The sequence below is a fragment of the Halorubrum sp. F4 genome (genome assembly GCF_027257195.1).
GTDB lineage: Archaea > Halobacteriota > Halobacteria > Halobacteriales > Haloferacaceae > Halorubrum.
Window position 1 is genome coordinate 548,325 of sequence record NZ_JAPDFS010000001.1, and the last position, 19,089, is coordinate 567,413.

General features: G+C 69.6%; 19 protein-coding genes and 1 tRNA gene. 9 read left to right on the forward strand and 11 right to left on the reverse strand.

The window, feature by feature from the left end; all coding sequences use genetic code 11:
- Nucleotides 1–3 precede the first annotated feature (3 nt).
- The 4 genes from OKW78_RS02810 to OKW78_RS02825 all read right to left on the reverse strand — a co-directional run bounded on the left by OKW78_RS02810 (nucleotide 4) and on the right by OKW78_RS02825 (nucleotide 4,261).
- Nucleotides 4–774 (reverse strand): hypothetical protein, encoded by a 771-nt coding sequence (locus OKW78_RS02810; protein WP_281193787.1) that lies wholly within the window; start codon nucleotides 772–774, stop codon nucleotides 4–6.
- A 69-nt stretch (nucleotides 775–843) separates the two neighbouring features.
- Nucleotides 844–2,943 (reverse strand): TAT-dependent nitrous-oxide reductase, encoded by a 2,100-nt coding sequence (gene nosZ / locus OKW78_RS02815; RefSeq protein ID WP_281193788.1) that lies wholly within the window; start codon nucleotides 2,941–2,943, stop codon nucleotides 844–846.
- On the reverse strand, nucleotides 2,933–3,334 hold the full coding sequence (locus OKW78_RS02820) for a BlaI/MecI/CopY family transcriptional regulator (RefSeq protein ID WP_281193789.1): 402 nt from the start codon (nucleotides 3,332–3,334) through the stop codon (nucleotides 2,933–2,935). The genes nosZ and OKW78_RS02820 overlap by 11 nt, the downstream gene beginning before the upstream one ends.
- 90 nt (nucleotides 3,335–3,424) lie before the next feature.
- Nucleotides 3,425–4,261 carry a helix-turn-helix domain-containing protein gene (locus tag OKW78_RS02825; RefSeq protein WP_281193790.1) on the reverse strand — a complete coding sequence of 279 codons (837 nt, stop codon included), beginning with the start codon at nucleotides 4,259–4,261 and terminating at the stop codon, nucleotides 3,425–3,427.
- A gap of 125 nt (nucleotides 4,262–4,386) precedes the next feature.
- Between OKW78_RS02825 and OKW78_RS02830 the strand changes: the two genes are divergently transcribed.
- A complete protein-coding gene (locus tag OKW78_RS02830; protein WP_281193791.1) occupies nucleotides 4,387–5,187 on the forward strand; it encodes an aldo/keto reductase in 801 nt (266 codons plus the stop codon).
- 24 nt (nucleotides 5,188–5,211) lie between these two features.
- On the opposite strand, the gene OKW78_RS02835 is transcribed toward OKW78_RS02830, so the two are convergent.
- The gene (locus OKW78_RS02835) at nucleotides 5,212–6,273 is read right to left on the reverse strand and encodes a phosphotransferase family protein (protein ID WP_281193792.1); all 1,062 of its coding nucleotides are present in this window, start codon (nucleotides 6,271–6,273) and stop codon (nucleotides 5,212–5,214) included.
- Between the two features lie 125 nt (nucleotides 6,274–6,398).
- Here OKW78_RS02835 and OKW78_RS02840 point away from each other — a divergent pair, with 125 nt between their 5' ends.
- From OKW78_RS02840 to dph2, 3 genes are all read left to right on the forward strand, one after another.
- A complete protein-coding gene (locus OKW78_RS02840) occupies nucleotides 6,399–8,594 on the forward strand; it encodes a hypothetical protein (protein WP_281193793.1) in 2,196 nt (731 codons plus the stop codon).
- Between the two features lie 87 nt (nucleotides 8,595–8,681).
- A complete protein-coding gene (locus tag OKW78_RS02845; protein ID WP_281193794.1) occupies nucleotides 8,682–8,831 on the forward strand; it encodes a hypothetical protein in 150 nt (49 codons plus the stop codon).
- A gap of 166 nt (nucleotides 8,832–8,997) precedes the next feature.
- A complete protein-coding gene (gene dph2 / locus OKW78_RS02850; protein WP_281193795.1) occupies nucleotides 8,998–10,038 on the forward strand; it encodes a diphthamide biosynthesis enzyme Dph2 in 1,041 nt (346 codons plus the stop codon).
- 66 nt (nucleotides 10,039–10,104) lie between these two features.
- On the opposite strand, the gene OKW78_RS02855 is transcribed toward dph2, so the two are convergent.
- Together OKW78_RS02855 and OKW78_RS02860 are read right to left on the reverse strand one after the other, a co-directional pair.
- A complete protein-coding gene (locus OKW78_RS02855) occupies nucleotides 10,105–10,263 on the reverse strand; it encodes a hypothetical protein (protein WP_281193796.1) in 159 nt (52 codons plus the stop codon).
- A 22-nt stretch (nucleotides 10,264–10,285) separates the two neighbouring features.
- Nucleotides 10,286–10,801, reverse strand: coding sequence for a TIGR00725 family protein (locus OKW78_RS02860; RefSeq protein ID WP_281193797.1), 516 nt, complete (start codon nucleotides 10,799–10,801; stop codon nucleotides 10,286–10,288).
- Between the two features lie 95 nt (nucleotides 10,802–10,896).
- Between OKW78_RS02860 and OKW78_RS02865 the strand changes: the two genes are divergently transcribed.
- Nucleotides 10,897–11,778, forward strand: coding sequence for an NAD(P)-dependent oxidoreductase (locus tag OKW78_RS02865; protein WP_281193798.1), 882 nt, complete (start codon nucleotides 10,897–10,899; stop codon nucleotides 11,776–11,778).
- Nucleotides 11,779–11,818: 40 nt separating this feature from the next.
- Here the strand turns inward: OKW78_RS02865 and OKW78_RS02870 are convergent, their stop codons facing one another.
- Nucleotides 11,819–12,235, reverse strand: a complete 417-nt coding sequence (locus OKW78_RS02870; protein ID WP_281193799.1) for a DUF3830 family protein — start codon at nucleotides 12,233–12,235, stop codon at nucleotides 11,819–11,821.
- A gap of 206 nt (nucleotides 12,236–12,441) precedes the next feature.
- Here OKW78_RS02870 and OKW78_RS02875 point away from each other — a divergent pair, with 206 nt between their 5' ends.
- The 4 genes from OKW78_RS02875 (at nucleotide 12,442) to OKW78_RS02890 (ending at nucleotide 16,987) form a co-directional block, all read left to right on the forward strand.
- The gene (locus OKW78_RS02875) at nucleotides 12,442–13,101 is read left to right on the forward strand and encodes an HAD family hydrolase (protein ID WP_066415651.1); all 660 of its coding nucleotides are present in this window, start codon (nucleotides 12,442–12,444) and stop codon (nucleotides 13,099–13,101) included.
- Nucleotides 13,102–13,170: 69 nt separating this feature from the next.
- A complete protein-coding gene (locus OKW78_RS02880; RefSeq protein WP_281193800.1) occupies nucleotides 13,171–14,343 on the forward strand; it encodes an MFS transporter in 1,173 nt (390 codons plus the stop codon).
- A 75-nt stretch (nucleotides 14,344–14,418) separates the two neighbouring features.
- The gene (locus OKW78_RS02885) at nucleotides 14,419–16,773 is read left to right on the forward strand and encodes an ATP-dependent DNA helicase (RefSeq protein ID WP_281193801.1); all 2,355 of its coding nucleotides are present in this window, start codon (nucleotides 14,419–14,421) and stop codon (nucleotides 16,771–16,773) included.
- A 61-nt stretch (nucleotides 16,774–16,834) separates the two neighbouring features.
- A complete protein-coding gene (locus tag OKW78_RS02890) occupies nucleotides 16,835–16,987 on the forward strand; it encodes a hypothetical protein (protein ID WP_281193802.1) in 153 nt (50 codons plus the stop codon).
- Nucleotides 16,988–17,052: 65 nt separating this feature from the next.
- On the opposite strand, the gene OKW78_RS02895 is transcribed toward OKW78_RS02890, so the two are convergent.
- From OKW78_RS02895 to ftsY, 3 genes are all read right to left on the reverse strand, one after another.
- The gene (locus OKW78_RS02895) at nucleotides 17,053–17,664 is read right to left on the reverse strand and encodes a translation initiation factor IF-2 subunit beta (RefSeq protein WP_122104928.1); all 612 of its coding nucleotides are present in this window, start codon (nucleotides 17,662–17,664) and stop codon (nucleotides 17,053–17,055) included.
- A gap of 91 nt (nucleotides 17,665–17,755) precedes the next feature.
- Nucleotides 17,756–17,830, reverse strand: a tRNA-Met gene (locus OKW78_RS02900).
- A gap of 113 nt (nucleotides 17,831–17,943) precedes the next feature.
- Nucleotides 17,944–19,083, reverse strand: coding sequence for a signal recognition particle-docking protein FtsY (ftsY, locus tag OKW78_RS02905; RefSeq protein ID WP_281193803.1), 1,140 nt, complete (start codon nucleotides 19,081–19,083; stop codon nucleotides 17,944–17,946).
- Nucleotides 19,084–19,089 lie beyond the last annotated feature (6 nt).

The window sequence follows — 19,089 nt, forward strand, 5'->3', positions numbered from 1 at the left end:
GACTCACACCTCCGTTCCGGACCGATCGGCGGTCGGGGTCGGTTCGTCGTCCTCCACCGGTCGGTCGCGTCCGGACTCGTCCGGGCCGTCGCCCCTGCCGCGAGAGATCCGGTCCCGGAGCGCCCCGAACCCCTCGCCGATCGTGACTCGCGAGTCGCGCAACAGGAACGCGACCACGAGCAGGAGGAACCCGAATCCCGCCAGGTAGCCCCCGGGGCCGAACCACGCGACGCCGCTGATGTTGGCGATCTGATACCCGCCCAAGAGCGGCGGCGTGAACTCGGCGACGCCGACGACCGGCGCGTCCTCGCCGAGCGCGTGGCCGGCCTGGTAGAGCCGGTACTGGACGATCGCGAACGTGCCGACGAAGGCGACCGTGGCACCGATCAGCTGTCCGAACAATCCGAGCCGGAGCTTCCGCTCGGTCGGCGCGACCGCGACGAACACCCCCGCGGCCGCCACCGCGAGGAACACCACCGGCCCCAGGATCCACTCCGGCGCGGCGATCGCCTCCGGATGGACCGCGTAGTTCGGCTCGACGAACACCGGATCGGGGTAGTAGAACCCGACGTAGTGGTTGAGCGCCTGGACCTCGGCGTAGTCGCCGCCGAGCCGCGGGTACGCGTAGAGCGTGACCAGCAGGCCCTCCGGGTACTGGGGCGCTTCGAAGGCGATCCGCCAGACGGGCACCGTGAGCGCGACGACGAACATGGCCGCCGCCGTCACGGGCAGGGCCCGTCTGAGCTCTCTCAGTCGGTCGAGTGGGGCTGTCATGGCGTGTGTTCCGGGGTGGTGGCGTGGATCGGACGCGTTCAGCGGCCCGACGGTTCGTCGCTCGGTGCCTCAGTCCCGCGGTTCCACGAGGATCCGTGAGCGCATCTCGAGGTGGAGCGCGCTACAGAAGTACGCGCAGTACGCCCAGTACACGCCGGGCTCGTCCGCCGTGAACGTCACCTCGCGGGTGTCCTGGGGCGCCAACGCGAGGTTGATGTCGTACTCCGGGATCGCCAGCGAGTGGATCACGTCGCTCGTGGTCTCGACGTTGGAGATCCGGATCGTCACCTCGTCGCCCTCCCGGACCGTCACCTCGGGGAACGAGTACTCGTTGCGGCGCGCCCACATCTCGATCTCGACGGTGCTCTCGTCGATCCGCTCGAAGGACTCCTCGCCCTCGGGGACGAAGTCGAGGTCGTAGTCGTCGGAGTCCCACGTCTTCGCGGGCTCGATCTTGTCCTTGTGGACGATGCTGGCGTCGTGCGGCTCGGGGTACGAGGGCTTGTCCTTGATCAGCTCCATCCCGGCGTCGTCGTCGCCGATGTGGAACAGCTGGTCGTTCTCGGGGTGGATCGGCCCGACCGGGAGGAACCGGTCCTTCGACAGCTTGTTCAGCGAGACGAGGTAGTCGCCCTGCGGCGACGCCGTGTACGACTCGCTCGCGATGAGGTGGCCGGGGTTGTAGTGGACGTCGTGTTTCTCGATTATCGGCTCCTCGGAGCCGGCCTCGGCCTCGACGGCCGCCTCGTAGTCCCACTTGACGACCTGTGAGTCGATGAACAGCGTCGTGTACGCGTGGCCGCGGTCGTCGTAGGCGGTGTGGAGCGGTCCCATCCCGACGCGGGGCTGGCCGACGATCGCGTCCGCCGGGTCGTCGACCTCCGCGATCTCCTCGACGCCGATGACCGTACAGGTCGGGTCGAGCTTGCCGGAGGCGATCGCGTAGCTCCCGTCCGGCGTCACGCTGACCCCGTGCGGACTCTTCGGCGTCGGGACGTACCGGACGATCGGACGGTCGCCCTCGTTGAGCGAGCTGTCCATGGTGCCGTCGACGACCGGCACGCCGCTTATCTCCTCGTACTCGCCGGCCTCGACGGCGTCCCAGATCGCGGGGATGTCGAACGCCTTCACGTAGTCGCGGTCCGCGCGGGTCATCTCCCCCTGGGTGACGCCCTCCTCGCTGTTGTAGCCGGTCGCGAAGAACCAGCGACCCTCCTTGCCACCGTCGCCGTTGTCCATGTTGCCGTCGACCTCGACCTGCCACTCGACGTCCATCGTCTCGGGGTCGATGGCGGTGAGGACCGAGCCGTAGGCGTCGGGGTCGTCGACGTCGCGGCCGTCGTTCGGCATCGGCACGCGGAACTCCCCGACGCCGAAGACGAGCTGGGTGTCCGGCAGCTGCATACACGCCCCGTGGACGGCCTGCGAGTTCGGGACGTTCGTGATCGCGTCCGTCTCGAAGTACTCCAGGTCGACGCGGGCCATCCGCCCGTTCGCCTTGTCGTTGACGAACAGCCAGCGGCCGTCGTAGTCGTTGTCGGTCTGGGAGACGCGCGGGTGGTGGGTGTCGCCCCACGTGTAGCCGCCGCCCTCCTCCTCGAGCAGCTCGGTCGTCCTCGCGTCGTGACCGAACCCCCGCGCGCTCTCGGCCTGGAACACGGGGATCCGCATGAGTTCGCGCATCGACGGGAGCCCGACGACGCGGATCTCGCCGGTGTGACCCCCGCTGAGGAAGCCGTAGTACTCGTCGTGTTCGCCCGGCGGGACGCTGTGCTCTCCGCTGGCGCCGGACGAGCCGTCCCCGCCGTTCCCCTCGTCGGAGAGGACGCTCGTACAGCCCGCGAGACCGGTCATCGCGCCCACCGCGGCCCCGGCCTTCATGAAGTCGCGACGGCCGAGCTCCAGCCGCGGAAGGTCGAGGTTGGGGCGACGGGCGGCCGTGGCGTCGGTCCCCTCCGCGGTCGCGGCGATGTCGCGCTCGTGGTCGGTGATCAGGTGCTCGACGGTTCGGCCGTCGACGATCTCGGGGCCGTCGTCGGTCGGTTCGTTGCCGGTCGGCTCGTCATCGGCCGGCCCGTCCTCGGTTGCGGAGGCGGTCCCCGCCGCGTCGTCGCGGTGTTCGTCGGCCCGTGCCTCCCGGTCGTCGGTCGGATTCGGATCAGTAGTCATCGTGTCGTGGTCGGGCGTCGGGGGCGCCGGCGTCTCCACCGTCGCCGCCGTCGCGTTCCGTTCGGACCGCGCGGGCGAGTCGCTCCGCCGCCGACTCGCCGAGTACGGCTCGCAACTCCTCGGCGAACGCCGGGACGAGTCGGTCGCGAGCCGCCTCGACGTCGAAGCGGTACCGGTGGCGCGTCGTCCCCCGGTACGTCTCGGCGTCGCGCTCGACGAGGCCCTTCTCGACCAGCCGATCGACCGTCCGCTTGACGGTCGTGTACGCGACCTCGTCGCCGCGGCTCCGCACCGCGTCGAGCAGGTCGCGGGCCGTGAGGGGCGCGTCGGCGCGCCGCAGGACCGAGAGGACCTCGCGTTCCCGCGGTCCGAGCTGTGTCCACTGGGTCATGGTTGCCGGAGCCGAACGGCGTCGTTCGACCCCGCTAGTGATCACTACGGTCGAATCTCCCCCAAGTCTCCCGCCGAACTGTTCGGAGGTTTAAGTACCCTGCCCGTCCGCGAACAACTGCGAGAAGAGCGACGCCGTCACGAGCCGGAGGTGTTCGGAAACGGTCGACTTCGCGATGTCGAGCTCGTCGGCGAGGTCCGCGGCGGACGAGCCGTCGGGCTCGAAGTAGCCGCGTTCGGCCGCGAGCGCCGCGACCTCGGCCTGACGGTCGGTCACGCCGGTGAGGTCGACGGGGACGACGTCACACCGCTCTTCGTCGGGACGGCGGTCGACGAGGAGCCGGCGAAGCTCGACGTCGAGGCCGGCGTTCTCGAAGCCGTCGACGACCGACTCGAGCTCCTCGTGTCCGCTCAGGACGAACGAGACCAGCAGGTCTCCGTCCGCCATCCGCGTTTCGCGGGGTGAGACGGGGAAATCAGCGAACGCCGCGGTGAGCCCGCCACACGAGCAGCCGGCGCAGGTCCCGTCGCCGCCCACCGCGCCTCCGCCGGTCTCGGCGGCGGCGTTCGGGTCGATCCCGTCGTCGGCGGGCGCGGTCGCCCCATCGACGGGGGCGGTCGGTCCGTCGGTCGACGCGTCCACGGCGATCCCTCCGTCGGTCGCCGGGCGCGCGTGCTCGGCCCCGTCGTGATCGATCGCGTATCGACCGTGTGCGCGCCCGCCGAACTCGACGAACTCCAGTACGGAGGGCGGGTCGTCCGGTGGGTCCGGCGCGACGAACTCGACCGTGTCGTCGACGGGGTCGACCCGGACGTCCTCGACCTCGGTCGACGCCGAGAGCGTCGCCACGGGACAGCTATCGCAGGCCGACACCGCGAGTTGAACGTGGATCCCGTCGCTCATCGTGGTCGAGGCTACGTCTCCCATACGCAAATAACGAGGACGGGGTTCCTACGCGGTGAAAACCCGATCTTCCGCGTGTCTCGATCACGAAGGCCAACGATCGTTACCGGCTGGCGTGGGCTTTTCACCCGGCGGAGGGACGTGTCGGTATGCCACCGATCGACCTCGGACTCGGGCTCGGAACCTCCGGTCTCGACGACCCCGAGGAGTGTACGGAAAGCGTCGTGACCGCGCTCGAGGCCGGCTACCGCCACGTCGACACCGCACAGATGTACGACAACGAGGCCGCGGTCGGCGAGGGGATCGCGGCTGCCGACGTCGACCGCGACGAGGTCGTCGTCGCCACTAAGATCCACCCGCGGAACCTGGCGCCGGAGGACGTCCGGGAGACGGCCCGCGAGAGCCTCGACCGCCTGGGACTCGATGAAGTCGACCTGTTGTACGTCCACTGGCCCACGAAGGCGTACGACGCGGAGGCGACCCTGCCGGTCTTCGACGAGCTCCGCGCCGAGGGCCTGACCGACCACGTCGCGGTCTCAAACTTCACGCCCGACCTCCTCCGGGGGGCTCGAGCGATCCTCGACTCGCCGATCGCGGCCCATCAGGTCGAGTGTCACCCGCGGTTCCAGCAGCCCGAACTCCGCGAGTTGGCCGCCGAGTTCGACCACCACCTCGTCGGGTACTCGCCGCTCGCGCGTGGAGAGCTGCTCGACGACCCGACGCTCGGGACGATCGCCGACCGCAACGACGCCTCGCCGGCGGTCGTCGCGCTGGCGTGGGCGCTCGCGCGCGGCGTAGTCCCGATCCCGAAGTCGACGGGCGCACACGTCAGGGAGAACCTCGCGGCGCTCGACCTCGAGCTGTCCGACGCGGACCTCGAAGTGATCGACGGACTGGCGGGCGGCGAGCGGACGATCGACCCGGTCGACGCCGCCTGGAACGGGGACTGAAGCGGAGGGATCCGGAAACGTCCTTCAGACCGCCGCGAGCCGCGTTTCGAGCTCCGCGTCGATCCGCTCGACGAGGTCCGTCATCGGCTCGTCGAGGTACGTCACCCACTGGTCGAGAAATCCCGACCGCCCGAGGACCCGGACCACCCGATAGATCGGCCGTCGGTCCGCGAACCCCTCGGGGAGCCCGCCGGCGCGGTCGCGGTATCCCGCGTACACCGCCTCGCCGAACCGTTCGGGGCCCTCGTAGTCGAAGCCGTTACAGAGCTGGTCGCGCGCGCGGACCAGGTCGCGGGCGGGGTCGCCGACGTGGGACAGCTCCCAGTCGAGGAGGCCCACGCAGGAGTCGTCGCCGGCCCCGTCCTCCGTTCCGTCGCCCGCAACGCCGCCCGTCCGTCCCTCCTCCGAGAGGAACGCGTTGGGCGGCGCGACGTCGCCGTGGAGCAGCGCCGCGGGCGCGCCGTCGAGCCGCTCCCGGTTCGACTCGACGCAGTCGATGGCGGCGTCGAAGTGGCGGGCGAGCCGGTCGGTCGTGCCGATCTCGCGGGTGCGCTCGATCGTCGCGAGCAGCGTGTCGGTCCACGAGGCCGTTTCGACGTCGAGGCCGGGAACGACGTCGTCGGAGCCGCCGTCGACGGCTTCCCCGACGCCGACCCTTCCGCCGCGGCCGACGATCTCGCCGTGGCTCTCGAACCGCTCGGCGTGGAGGGTCGCGAGCGTCGCGCCGACCCGCCGGAGCAGCGCCTCCCGCCGGTCGTCGTCCGCCGCTTCGAGGATCTCGTGGAGGTCCCGACCCGGCGCGGGCGCGGTGGCGAGGTAGGGGACGTCCGCGTCCGGGTCGGCGGCGAGGACCGCGGGAACCGGGATCGGCCGTCGCGCCGAGACGTACTCCAGGACCGCCCGTTCGCGGGCGATCCGGCTCCCGTCACCCGCGATCGCGACCTTGAGGTACGCGCGGTCGCCGTCGGCGAAGTCCACGCCGACGGTCTCGTTGCCGCCGTTCCAGGAGGGACCGACGCCGACGAGCCCTTCGACCCGACGGTCCGGAAAGGCGGCGGCGAGGGCCGCCTCGACGGGATCGTCCATGCCTTCGGTGGCCGGGCGACGAGAAAAAGCGTTCCGCCGGTGGTTCGATCCGCGAGGTGGCGGCGGTTTCCCGGACCCTCGCAGCGACCGACAGGGTCATACGCTCCCCGCGACTTCCTCGTCCGATGACCGGATCGAACGGTGATCGCCCGGCCGACGATCACCCGGACGACGATCACTCGAACGACGATCGACGGGTGACCTTCGAGACCGAGGGGGAGACGCTCCACGTCCGCGACGCGATCGAAGGCGAGCGGCTCTCGCTTCGCTTCGACCGGGAGCCGGAGCCGCGGCCCGCGATCACCGACCTGTTCGCGCTCCCCGTCGACCGGGCGGTGAGTTTCGACGCCGAGTCGTTCTCGATCCCCAAGTACTCGACGGTGAGCGTCCGCGAGTCCGGCGGCGAGTTCGTCGCCGAACTCAGCGAGGACCTCGAGTTGTCGCGCGGCGCCTACTGTTTCGACGTCGTCGGCGCCACGAAGGCGTTCGTCCGCGCGGTCGACGTCGAGGTATCGGCGACCGGGATGGCGGGCGGCAGAGCCGTCGAGGTCGAGTTCGACGGACCGACGACCGTGACCGTCGGCGGGCGATCGCTTCACACCCGTCCGGAGGCGACGATCTCCGTCCCCGACGACCCGGAGGCGCTCATGACGGCGGTGTCGGCGCTCGGCTCGTCGATCGCCGAGGCGTCGCCGGAGCGGTCCTGGCCCACCCTCCGCGGGTATCCCCCGCGGATCAGGCGCGGGGAGGCGCTCGAGGTCCCCGACCACCTCGACATCCCGGACGCCGGCGTCGAGATCGCGGTCCCGGCGGCGTACGCCGACGTCTATCGGGTCGCACCGCTGGCCTACTACCTCGGAGCGACCGTCGTGTCCGGTTCGGATCCGGAGCTTCGGCTCGAGAGCGGATACGTCGAGCCGCTGCCGAGCGAGGGCCCCGCGCTCGAACGTCGGGTTTCGGAGCTTCTCGGAACGACGCTGCTTCTGGACTCGCTGGCCCGGACCGAGGGGTACGTCCCTTCCGATCGATACGAGTACGAGCGGATCGGTGGAGACCTGCCGTTTTATCCCCCGAACCTGGCCGATCGGCCGATGGCCGACCGGCTGATGGAGTACCTCGAGGTCGATCCGGGGACCGTCGAGCCGTACCTCCCCGAGTGGCCGACGACGGCGGTCCTTCGACCCGGGCCGTCGGGGATGGAACTGCTCGGCCACCTCGCGCACCTGCTCGCGCCGATCCGGGTTCGCGGATCGTCGGTGGCGACGGCCTCCGACGACCGCGAGAGTTCGCGCAAGCGCGGCGAGCCCGCCGGGTCCGGTTCGCCGACCGCGGTCGCGGCCGCGACCGCTCCGACGCTGGCGGTCGATGAGGGGACGCCGAACCCGGACGACGTGCCGCTTCCGTCCGGCACCGCCGCCCTGACCGCCGCCGCGTACGAGAACGGACTCGCGCGGTCCCGTCCGACGAAAGGCGACCTGCGCGTGTCGTTGATCGCGGACTCGGACGAGCGGGCCCGGGCGTTCGAGCGAGCGATGACGGAGCCGGGGCCGCCCGACGGCGTCGACTCGTGGGAGGTTCTCGTCCGGCCGACCCGCGAGGAGCTTCGCGATCGGCTCGCCGATCCGGACGTCGGTCTGTCGGCGTGTTCGCTTCCGATCGACGGAACCCGCGTCGCCTGTGCCGGCGGCGTCGTCGACGTCGCGGCCCTCGAGCGCGTGCCGACCACGACCGTGTTCGAGCGCGCCGGGCGCGTCGCGCCGGCCCTGGCGTCGGTGGACGCCGGATCGCTCGCGTCGCTCGCCGTCGACGGCACGCTCGACGCGGAACGGGTCCGGACGCTCGTCGGACTGCTGGCGAGCGCGACGCCGCTCGCGGCGAGCGTCACGCTCGCGCGTGTCCGAGAGCACGCCGGCGTCCGTCTCGCCGGCGATCCGTCCGCGATCGCGGTCACGCCGGAGCGCGCGGGCGCTCAGGGGTTGGTTCGGGTTCGCTCGCTCTCGGAGACGGAACACGCGGTCACGTGGCGTTCGTTCCCGTCGACCGCCGCGCGAGTCGGCACGGAGTACCATCCGCTCTTCGAGTGGGCGGACACCGTGCCGGAGCTCATCGGCACGGAACGCGAGGCCCCCCGCCCGCTCTCGACCGCGGAAGTGCTCGACCTCGTCCCCGAGGCCGACAGCGTCGTCGAACTCAACGGCACGGTCGCCTTCGAGCGCGACGGGCTCGTCGAGGCGGACGTCCGGCGGTCGGCCCGTCGCGCGCTCGCCGACCGGTCGGCGCCGGCCGAGGACGGGATCTCCGCCCGGTTCGATGGGGAGTGATCCGAAGCCGGGCGGGTCCGTGGACGTCCTCTCGAGGTCCGCGAACCCGACCGGGTGTTTTTGAATCCCGGCGGCCAACCGTCGTCCATGCCACAGATACACCTCGACGAGTCGACCGTCGAGCGACTCGACGCGCTGCGGATCGACGACGAGGAGTACGACGAGATCGTGAACGAACTCATCAACATCTACGAGGCCGAGGAACTGGCGCTTTTCCGCGGCAGCGATATGGAGTAGGGTTCGGCGCGGTCTCGCCCCGAGCGGTTCCGGTTCGGGCGGTCTCCCTCCGGGCGGCCCGGCCGGTCTCGGTTCGATCGAAGCCGATCCGACCGAGTTCGACTAGTGTCGACCCTTCGACCGTCGAACGCGCGGTTTAACCGTCCAGACCCACGATCAGATCGACATGAGCGGGTCCACGGAGGGCGACCTCACCAAGACGGGGATGTCGCTGAAACACGACCGAGAGTGGGACTACGAACTCGACCGGATCGTCGAGGCCATCGAGGAGCGGAACGCGAGCAAGGTCGGCCTCCAGTTCCCCGAGGGGCTCAAACGCCGCGGCCCGCAGGTCGCCGACGACCTCCGCGAGGTCGCCCCCGACGACGTGACGTTCATGCTGTCGGGCCAGCCGTGTTACGGCGCGTGCGACCTCGACACCTACCTGATGCGCCGAACCGACGTGTTCGTTCACTTCGGGCACACGCCGATGAAGGAGTCCGACAGCATCGTCTACGTGCCGCTCTTCTCCAACGTCGACCCCTTCCCGATCATGGAGGAGTCGCTCGCGGAGCTTCCGGACCCCGAGGAGGACCCGGACGTGGGACTCGTGACGACCGCCCAGCACATGAACCGCTTCGAGGAGATGACCGACTGGCTCGAGGAGCGCGGCTACGAGGTCCACACCCGCCGGGGCGACGACCGCCTCACGAAGGAGGGACAGGTGCTCGGCTGTAACTACGCGTCCGCGGACATTCCGGCCGACCAGGTGCTGTACGTCGGCGGCGGGAAGTTCCACCCGGTCGGGCTCGCGATGGAACACCCCGAGAAGACCGTCGTCATCGCCGACCCCGTCAACAACGCAGTCTCGATCGCCGAACACGACCAGTTCCTGAAACAGCGGTACGCCTCGGTCCACAAGGCGATGGACGCCGAGAAGTGGGGCGTCATCTTCTGTACGAAGATCGGACAGGGTCGCTGGGAGCAGGCACAGGAGATCGTCGAGAACAACGAGGACGCCTACCTCATCACGATGGACGAGGTGACCCCGGACCGCCTTCGCAACTTCGACATGGACGCGTTCGTCAACACCGGCTGTCCCCGGATCACGACCGACGACGGCCCGCGCTTCCACAAGCCCATGCTGACGCCCGGCGAGTACGAGGCCGCGATCGGCGAGCGCCCCCTCGACCAGATCGAGTTCGACACGTTCCACGACACCTGGTAGATCGCCGCGGACGCCTCCCTTCCGGGAGCTCTCGATACCGCCCTCCCGGGAGCCTTCGGTGTCACCCTACCGGAGGTTCGGCGGGTCGTGGTCGTCGTCGAGGAAGTAGCTGTCCGCGTCGGGATCGAAGTACACCTGGAGCGCCCGTATCGACCCGACGAACGCGGCGAACGCCACGACTCCGAACCCGACGAGGCCGTAGAGGAGGACGATAGCGAGGGCCATCGGTCGGCGGTACGCGACGCATTCACATACGATTTCCGGCGTCTTCCTCGTTCCTGACGGCCTCTTCCACACTCCCGACGGCTCTCTCCACGTAGTCGACCGCCTCGCTCGGCGAGCCGACTGCCTCGACGCCCTCCACGTCGTGCGTGTCGATCCCCGCGACCGCCCGGCCGAGTGCGAGCGCGAGCCCGATCTCCGAGAGGGTCCCGGGACCGCCGTTCACCGCGACCGCGGCGTCGCCGTTCATCACGACGAGCGCGTTGCGGGCGTGGCCCATTCCGGTCGCGATCGGCGTGGTGACGTACGGGTTCGCGTCCTCGCGGCGGTCGCTCGGAAGGATCCCGATCGTCTCGACGATCCCGTCCCCCTCATCGCTCCCGCCCGCCTCGCGGGCTCCCCGACAGACCGCCTCCATCACCCCGCCGAGCCCGCCGCAGACAACGGTGTGGCCGCGATCGGCGAGTTTCGCTCCCAACTCCTCCGCGACCGCCGCCGTCTCGGGCGGGATCGAACTCCCGCCGATGACGCTGACTCGCATGTCCGACCGTCCGCCGCAGGTGTACAAAAACCGAGGGGTCCCCCGAGGCGACCGCCGCCGATACCGCTTTGGGGCGTCGCGCCGATCGGTCGACGATGACTTCCATCGGCGTGATCGGCGTCGGCTACATCGGCAAGGGGTTCGTCGACCGGTTACGCGACGCGGGGTATCCCGTGACGGCGTTCGACGTCGACGACGACCAGGTGGCGTACGCGACCGACCGCGGTGCGAGCGCCGCGGAGAGTCCCGCCGAGGTCGCCCGGGACACCGACGTGGTGGTCCTCGCGCTTCCCGGCTCGGTCGAAGTGGAGGCGACGATGGAGGGCACGGGCGGGTTGCTCGCGGAGCTCGCCCGAGGACAGCTCATCGTCGACGCGTCGACGACCCACCCGGACACGTCCGTCGCCTGCGAGGAACTGTGTGCCGAGGTGGGTGCCGACTTCGTCGAGGCGACGATCACCGGCGGCTCGCCGCGGGAGGGGTACCACGTCATGGCCGGGGGATCCGAACGGGCCTACGAGCGAGCCGCGGAGGTCCTGAATGTCATCGCGGACGACCACGTCCGCATCGGGGCGGTCCCCGACGCGACGGTGTTCAAGCTCGGGCTCCAGATGCGCTACGCCGGCCACCACGCGGTCGACGCCGAGGTCGTCGAGTTCGTCCGTGACAACGGGGTCGACCCGACGCCGTTCACCGATTTCCTCGAGTTCGACATGTACGAGGGCTACTTCACCGGCGAGTTCGGTCAGGCGATGGAGGGGCTCGGAACGCTGGCGATCTGGAACAAGGACCTCGGCTACGCGCGGGAGTTCGCCGACGAACGGGGAACCGCCCTCCCGTTGACCGGCGTGATCCACGAGGCGTACAAGGCGACCTCGCGCCGGGTCGACGACGGGGAGGGCCACGCCGCGGCGCTCGTCACGTACTGGATGCTGCTCAACGACAGGGAGGGCGAGTTCGACGCGGCGTCGAAGTGAACCACTGAGACGGCTCCGTGCCCTCAGATCCTGGCCGTCGCTACGAGTCGCCCATGCTGATCTCGACGTCGTGGACGCCGTCGCGGAGCGTCGCCCGTTCGATCTCGCGAAGCTCCTCCGCGGTCGCGTCCACCGTCGCGAAGTGGTTGCCGGCGAGTTCGCCAGCGGGACTCTTGAAGCACGTCGGCCCGCAGGGGAGGAGGATCTCCTGTTCGTTCCGATACCCCGGATACAACAGGAGGTCGCCGCGCGACGGGTAGACCGTGTGGTTCTCCCGGGGGATCTCGGGGAGGTCGATCTCGTCGATGTTTATCCAGGTGGCGATGCCGCTCCAGCGGACGTGCATGAGCTCCGACTCCAGCGGCAGGAACTCGCGGACCGCCGCGACCGATTCGGGCGCTCGGTCCTCGTGGAGCTCGGCCGTGAACGTCGTTCCATCGATGTCGATCGTTATCATGGGTTGACCTCGTGTCGTGTGTGTCGGCGGCGGGCGAAGTGTTAACGATGTCGTCGGTGCGGGTATCGGTCGGTTCATCCGATGACGCAGGTTCATATCCCATATGGCTCGATTTTCCCGTCGAGAGAACGTGAATCAGGGATCTCTCGGAATCGAAACCGATACTGAGGTGAAACGTTTTTAAGCGTCGGGCGAGGACTGACGTTATGAGATACGATACCGTCGTCTTCGACAACGACGGTGTTCTCGTCGGCCGCACGCGCTTCGACGTGCTCCGGGAGGCGACCCGGGACGCGTTCGAGGAGTGCGGCGTCGACGACCCCGACCCCGACGACGTAGAGCGAATGACGATCGGCGCGACCCCCGGCAGCGTGGGGACCGTCTGTCAGACGTACGACCTCGATCCGGGGTCGTTCTGGCGGACGCGCGACGACGTGGTCTCGAGAGCCCAACAGCAGGAGGCCCGCGCGGGCCGAAAGACGCCCTACGACGACCTCGACACCCTCGAGGACCTCGACGTGAAGATGGGGATCGTCTCCTCGAACCAGCAGGCGACCGTCGACTTCCTCGTCGACCACTTCGACGGCTTCGAGGAGTTCGGCGCGGCCTACGGCCGCGAGCCCACGATCCACAGCCTCCAGCTTCGGAAGCCGAACCCGCACTACCTCGAGCGGGCGCTCGGCGATCTGGACGCCGACTCGGCGCTCTTCGTCGGCGACAACGAGTCCGACGTGAAGGCCGCGGAGAACGCCGGCGTCGACTCCGCGTTCATCCGCCGCCCGCACCGCCGCGACTGGGAACTCAACGTCTGGCCCACCTGGGAGATCGAGACGCTGGACGACCTCTTCGACGTCTGTGGCGTGTGACGGTCGGGAGATCGTTCCGCCGGTTCTGACCGGCCCGGTCCCCCCCGAGAACCGTCGGGCCCGACCGGCATGACTCGGCGGACCTTCGGGACGCTCTGTGGACTCGTCTTCCTGATCAACCTCGGACGCGTCGCGTTCGCGCCCCTCGTCCCGACGATCGGCTCGGAGTTCGGGGCGAGCCCCGCGGTCGTCGGCTCCGTCACGACGCTGGTGTGGCTGGGGTCGGCGCTCCCGCGGATCCCGGTCGGTTACCTCCTCACGCGAGTCCCGCGACACTACGTCGTGTTGGGATCCGGCGTCGCGCTCGCGGCCGCCGCGACCGTTGCCGGCAGCGCCGAGTCCATCCTGACGTTACAGGTCGGCGCGCTCTCCATCGGGCTCGCCTCGGGAGCGTACTTCGTCGCGGCGGTGCCGCTCGTCGCCGAACTCTTCCCGAGCGGGCGCGGCCGAGCCATCGGGATCCACGGTGCAGCGAGCCAGCTCGCGGCCGTGGTCGCTCCGGGCGTCGTGGTCGGGATCCTCCTCGTCGCGGGCTGGAGCGACGTCTTCCGGCTGCTCGCGGTCGCGGCGCTCGCGGTTACCGGGGTCCTCCTCGTCGTGCTCCGCCGGCATCCCCTTCCCGAGAGCGCGGGCGCGGACCGCGACTTCCGGTCTGCGCTCTCCCACTGGCGGGTGATCCTCCTCGTGATCGTCGTCGTCGCGGCACCCGGGTTCGTCTGGCAGGGCGTGTTCAACTTCTACGTCACGTACCTGACCGGGATCAAGGGACTCTCGACCCCGTTCGCGAACTCGCTTCTCACCGTCGTCTTCGCGGCGGGGCTTCCCGCGTTCTGGTTCGGCGGCCAGCTCGCCGACCGACTCCCGCAGATCCCGTACCTCCTCGGGATCCTCGTCTCCTTTGCCGGCGCGCTCCTCGGACTCGTCGTCGCCGAATCCGCCGTGACGATCGTCGCCGCCACCGTCGCGATCGGCTTCGTGATCCACGCGATGTTTCCCGCAGCCGACACGTTCCTCCTCGACTCGCTTCCCGCGGACAACCGCGCCAGCGCGTACGCCGTCTTCAGCGGGATCGCCCTCCTCTTCGAATCGACCGGTAGCGGCGCGCTCGGCGTCGCGGCCGAGCGGATCGGGTTCGACGCCGCGTTCGTCGCCGGCGGGCTCGGCGTCCTCACGGTCGCGGTCGTTCTCGGGGCGCTCCACGCCGGCAGGGGACTCCCCGGCGGACGCGGGACCGTCGAGTGACCGGGAGACGATTCGACGGCGGCCTCCCGCGTCCGCTCTGAAGGTTTATCCGGGGTCGGGCGTAACCCGGTCGTAGTGACGAACGATCCGCCGTGGGCCGACGTCTTCGGCCACGAGGAACCGTACCCCGAGCAGGCGGACGGCATCGACGCCGCGATCGACGCCGCCGAGGACGGCGGGTTCCTCGCGCTCGAGGGCGCGTGTGGAACCGGCAAGACGATGCTGGCGTTGACCGCGGGGATCGACCGCGTCCGCGACCCCGACTCGGACTTCGAGCGCGTGTTCGTGCTCACCAGCGTCAAACAGCAGCTCCGTCAGTTCGAGACGGACCTCGACGCCGTCAACGCGAACCTCCCGGACGATTACGATCCCGTATCCGGACTGACGCTCGTCGGCAAGGCGGACGTCTGTCCGTACGCACGCGAGAACCGCGGCGGGATCGATCGCGAGAACGTCTACGAGCGATGTGAGGGACTCCGCGAACGCACCCGCAACCTCGTCGGCGAGGGCGGCGAGACGAGCGCCGGCACCCTCGCGAGCGAGGCGCGAAGCCAACAGGTCGGCCTGTTGGATTCGGGAACCGCGACCGGATCGGTCGACGGCGGCGGAGCCGCCGACTACCTGGCCGTCGACGGCGAGCCGACCCCGTACCGCCCGGACACCGAGACGTTCGGCGAGACGGAGTTCTGCCCGTTCTATGCGGGCTTCCTCGACGACATCCCCGACGACGGCGGCGATCCGGCGGAGGCGGTCCCGTTCGACGTTACCGAGCTCGGCCACGTCGACGCCGACGAACTCGTCCGCCTCTCGGCGAGCCGCGGCTCGTGTCCCCACTCGGTGATGGGCACGCTCGTGCCCGAGGTCGAGGTCGTGATCGGGAACTACTACCACGCCTTCGACCCGACGACGACCGCGACGTTCACGGGGGCGCTCCTCGACGAGTCGACGTTCGTCGTCTGTGACGAGGCACACATGCTCGAGCCGCGCGTCCGGGACCTCGTCAGCGACGCGGTCGCCGACGCGAGCCTCAGGGACGCCGTCTCGGAGATCACGCGCGTCGTTCAGCCGCTCTCGTTCGAAACCGAAGGCGCGGAGTCGGACGACGCCGCCCTCGTTCGCGGGGAGCTCGAGGACGGCGACGTGACGCTCGAGGAGCTGGAGGCGGTGCGGGAGTTCTACGCGGACCTCCGGGCGGAGATCGACCGTCGAGTCACCGCCCATCTCGACCGCGAACGCCCCGACTGGCGCGCGTCGATGCGCGAACTCGACGACGACGAGATCCCGCTCCGGGACCCCGAGGAGCCCGGCGAGGACGCGATCACGACGTGGGCAAGGGAGGCCGGGTACGGCGACCGCGTCTGGTCGCGCGCGCCCGCCGTCGGCGCGACGGTCAAGCGTGTCCTCGACTCGCTCTCCGAGGAGGACAAACGGCGCGCCGCTCCCGGCGTCGGGCGGACGCTGAACGCGTGGTATCGCGAGGGGTACACGGACTTCTTCCGGGCGATCGACCTCGAGCGGACCCACGACGGGACCGAACCGCCCGACTCCTGGCGGCGGGCGTACAACGGGAGCCTCGCGCTGTACAACTGCCTCCCGAGCGAGCCGATCGGCGAGCGGCTCGGCGAGTTCGGCGGCGGCGTCGTGATGAGCGCGACGCTCGAGCCGATGGACGTGTTCCGGGAGGTGACGGGTCTCGACCACCTGGCGGAGCGGGGCCGGCCAGTCGTCGAACGGACGTACGGACTCTCGTTCCCGCAGGAGAATCGCGCGAGCTTCGCCGTCGACGCGCCGAAGTTCACCCACGCCAACCGCGGCGCGCCCGGCGAGCGGACCGACACTCGGCTCGCCCATCTCGACGCGGTCGAGACGGTCGCGCGCCGCGACGGCAACGTGTTGGTCGGCGCGCCGAACTACGCCGAGGCGGCGTGGTTCGCCGATGAGCTCGACGCGCGCCTCGAGAAGCCGGTGCTCATCGACGAGTCCTCCGGCGACCGTGAGACCGAGTCGCTCAAGGACGCGTTCTTCGCGGGCGAGGGGAAGGTGCTCGTCACCAGCCTCCGCGGAACGCTCACCGAGGGGGTCGACTACCGCGGCGACCGGCTCTCCGCGGCGGTCGTCTGTGGCGTCCCCATCATCAACACCGCTCGACCCCGAACGCGGGCGGTGATCACGGCGTACGACCGACGCTTCGAATCGGGCTTCGAGACCGCGCTCACCGTTCCCGCCGTCCGGAAGGCTCGACAGGCGATCGGCAGGGTCATCCGAGGCCCGGACGAGCGCGGCGTTCGCGTCCTCCTCGACGCACGGTACGCCCGCGAGTCCTGGAACGGCGTCCGCGAGTACCTCCCGGAACACGAACGCGAGGAGTTCCAGCCGGTCAGCACCGACATGCTTTCCGTCGCCCTGGACGGGTTCGAAACCGGCGAATAGGGTGACGTTACCGGTCGGGAAGCCGGGTCCTAACTACGTCGTCGGAGAACGGGGGAGACGTATGGAATCCACCAGTCGACCCCGAGTGTACCACGCCGTCTGCCGCGACTGCCCGCTGGAGCGCGTCCTCGAATCCGCGGAGGAGGCCGACTCGCTCGTATCCCGACACGTCGGCAGGACCGCCCACTCGATGGTCGCCGGGCGAGTGGACTGATCGGACCGCGAGGTGTCGGAACGTCGTGGCCGTCGAAGGAGTTCGAGCGTCCGATGGAGTCGTAGCTAGTTCTCTCGGCGGGCGAACGCGAGGTTGCCGGAGACGTTCTTGATGTACGCCCGGACGGTGTCGCCCTCCTGTGCCCCGGGGACGAAGACGGTGTACTCGCCGCGCTCGGCGACGCCGTCGCCCTTGCGGCCGGTGCCGACGATCTCCAGCTCGTAGGTGTTGCCCTCCTCGATGGCCTCCTCCTGGCGCTGGGTGTTCGACGTCGTCTGTTTGGCGACCGGTCGGAACGCCCCGCAGGCCTCACACCGGAGCATCGGCGTCCGGTTCTCCGTCTCCAGTCGCGTGTCGGGCAGGCCGCACTCCGAGCAGGTGACGAAGGACTCGATGTACGAGTCGATCGCCGCCTGGAAGTCGCGCTCGCGGAAGTTCCCGCTGTAGCGCGCGCGGCCGTCCTCGTACTGGCCGGCCGTCCCGAGCTCCTGTTGGATCTTCGAGTGGACGTGTTCGGGGTCGCGGCTCAGCGCGTCGGCGATCGCCGAGAGGTTCGTCAGTCGGGTGAACGCGCCGTCCTTCTGTGCTTCGGGGTCGGGAACCGACAGCCGCTCGTCGGATCCGTCGAAGTCCGGGACCGCGTCCATCGCACGGTCGAGGCTCGATTCGTATTCCATACGGGTACGAACGGCTGGCCGACGGAAATCGCTTCCGGGTTGGTCCGAAACGAGACGACTGACTCCCGTCGGAGTGATCGTCGAAGAGAAGTAGCGGGAGGTAGATTTGAACTACCGATCTCCGGGTTATGAGCCCGGCGGAATCTCCTGGCTATCCCATCCCGCTATCGTGAACAAATCGGGGTAAACTGTTAAGGGTTCTGATCCCGCCGCCCGTGTGCGGTTCGCTCCCGTGCGATTTATAAATGAGTCCGAGCCCGTCACCGTGCGGATGACGGCCTACTCCTCGCCGAGCAGACTGTCCACGAGCGCCTCGGGATCGAACCGCGTCAGGTCGTCGTATCCCTGGCCGGTCCCCAAAAAGAGGATCGGCTTACCGGTGACGTACGCGACGGAGATCGCCGCGCCGCCGGAGGAGTCGGCGTCCGCCTTGGTCAACACCGCGCCGTCGATCTCGGCGGCCTCGTTGAACTCCTTCGCGCGGTTGACCGCGTCCTGCCCGGCGACCGCCTCGTCGACGAAGAGCGTCATGTCCGGGTCGACGACGCGGTCGATCTTCTCGAGTTGCGCCATCAGGTCGTCGCTCGTGTGGAGTCGACCGGCGGTGTCGCCGAGAACGACGTCGACGTCGTTCGCCTCGGCGTACTCGACGCCGTCGTAGATCACGGCCGCGGGGTCACCGCCCTGGTCGTGGGCGATCAGCTCGCGGTCCAGCCGCTCCGCGTGTTCGGCGATCTGCTCGTTCGCGCCCGCGCGGTAGGTGTCGCCGTTCGCCAGCACCGACGAGTAGCCGCGCGCCTCGAGCCACTCCGAGAGCTTGGCGATGGTGGTCGTCTTGCCGACGCCGTTGACGCCGGTGAAGACGATCGTCAGCGGCTTCTCGGCCTCGGCGACGCGCTCCTCGAAGTCGAACTGACCGACGGCGATGACGTCGAGGAGCGCGTCGTGAAGCGCCCGTTCGACCAGCTCGCCGGTCGTCTCGACCTGCTTTCGCGACTCGCCGAGCATCGTTTCGCGGACCGTCTCGAGGATCCGTTCGGCGACGCTCATCTCCACGTCGCTCTCCAGGAGCGCCATCTCGAGGTCCCAGAGCGGCTGTTCTAGGTCCTCCTCCTCGATGATGATCCGGCCGGTCGCGAACGCCTTCGCGCGCTGGAAGGTGCTCGGCTCCGTCGAGGCGTCGGCCGCATCGTCCGCGGAAGTGGAGTCGGCCGCCTTCGCCGATCCGGTTGCGGCGTCGGCGTCCGCGGCGGATCCGGCCGTCTCGGCTGCGGAGCCGGTCCCGGACGGCTCGTTGCGGTCCGCCGTCGCGTCCTCGCCTTCGTGAGTCTCCTCGTCTTCGGAGACTTCCTCACCCTCCGTGGACTCCTCTACGTCCTCACGGAAGCTGCTCAGCTTGTCCTTCAGTCCGTCGAACACGGTCCG

Bases quoted from the DNA above. Each gene is read 5' to 3' on its own strand.
- OKW78_RS02810 (WP_281193787.1), bottom strand. From the start codon at position 774: ATGACAGCCCCACTCGACCGACTGAGAGAGCTCAGACGGGCCCTGCCC.
- nosZ (WP_281193788.1), bottom strand. From the start codon at position 2,943: ATGACTACTGATCCGAATCCGACCGACGACCGGGAGGCACGGGCCGAC.
- OKW78_RS02820 (WP_281193789.1), bottom strand. From the start codon at position 3,334: ATGACCCAGTGGACACAGCTCGGACCGCGGGAACGCGAGGTCCTCTCG.
- OKW78_RS02825 (WP_281193790.1), bottom strand. From the start codon at position 4,261: ATGGGAGACGTAGCCTCGACCACGATGAGCGACGGGATCCACGTTCAA.
- OKW78_RS02830 (WP_281193791.1), top strand. From the start codon at position 4,387: ATGCCACCGATCGACCTCGGACTCGGGCTCGGAACCTCCGGTCTCGAC.
- OKW78_RS02835 (WP_281193792.1), bottom strand. From the start codon at position 6,273: ATGGACGATCCCGTCGAGGCGGCCCTCGCCGCCGCCTTTCCGGACCGT.
- OKW78_RS02840 (WP_281193793.1), top strand. From the start codon at position 6,399: ATGACCGGATCGAACGGTGATCGCCCGGCCGACGATCACCCGGACGAC.
- OKW78_RS02845 (WP_281193794.1), top strand. From the start codon at position 8,682: ATGCCACAGATACACCTCGACGAGTCGACCGTCGAGCGACTCGACGCG.
- dph2 (WP_281193795.1), top strand. From the start codon at position 8,998: ATGAGCGGGTCCACGGAGGGCGACCTCACCAAGACGGGGATGTCGCTG.
- OKW78_RS02855 (WP_281193796.1), bottom strand. From the start codon at position 10,263: ATGGCCCTCGCTATCGTCCTCCTCTACGGCCTCGTCGGGTTCGGAGTC.
- OKW78_RS02860 (WP_281193797.1), bottom strand. From the start codon at position 10,801: ATGCGAGTCAGCGTCATCGGCGGGAGTTCGATCCCGCCCGAGACGGCG.
- OKW78_RS02865 (WP_281193798.1), top strand. From the start codon at position 10,897: ATGACTTCCATCGGCGTGATCGGCGTCGGCTACATCGGCAAGGGGTTC.
- OKW78_RS02870 (WP_281193799.1), bottom strand. From the start codon at position 12,235: ATGATAACGATCGACATCGATGGAACGACGTTCACGGCCGAGCTCCAC.
- OKW78_RS02875 (WP_066415651.1), top strand. From the start codon at position 12,442: ATGAGATACGATACCGTCGTCTTCGACAACGACGGTGTTCTCGTCGGC.
- OKW78_RS02880 (WP_281193800.1), top strand. From the start codon at position 13,171: ATGACTCGGCGGACCTTCGGGACGCTCTGTGGACTCGTCTTCCTGATC.
- OKW78_RS02890 (WP_281193802.1), top strand. From the start codon at position 16,835: ATGGAATCCACCAGTCGACCCCGAGTGTACCACGCCGTCTGCCGCGAC.
- OKW78_RS02895 (WP_122104928.1), bottom strand. From the start codon at position 17,664: ATGGAATACGAATCGAGCCTCGACCGTGCGATGGACGCGGTCCCGGAC.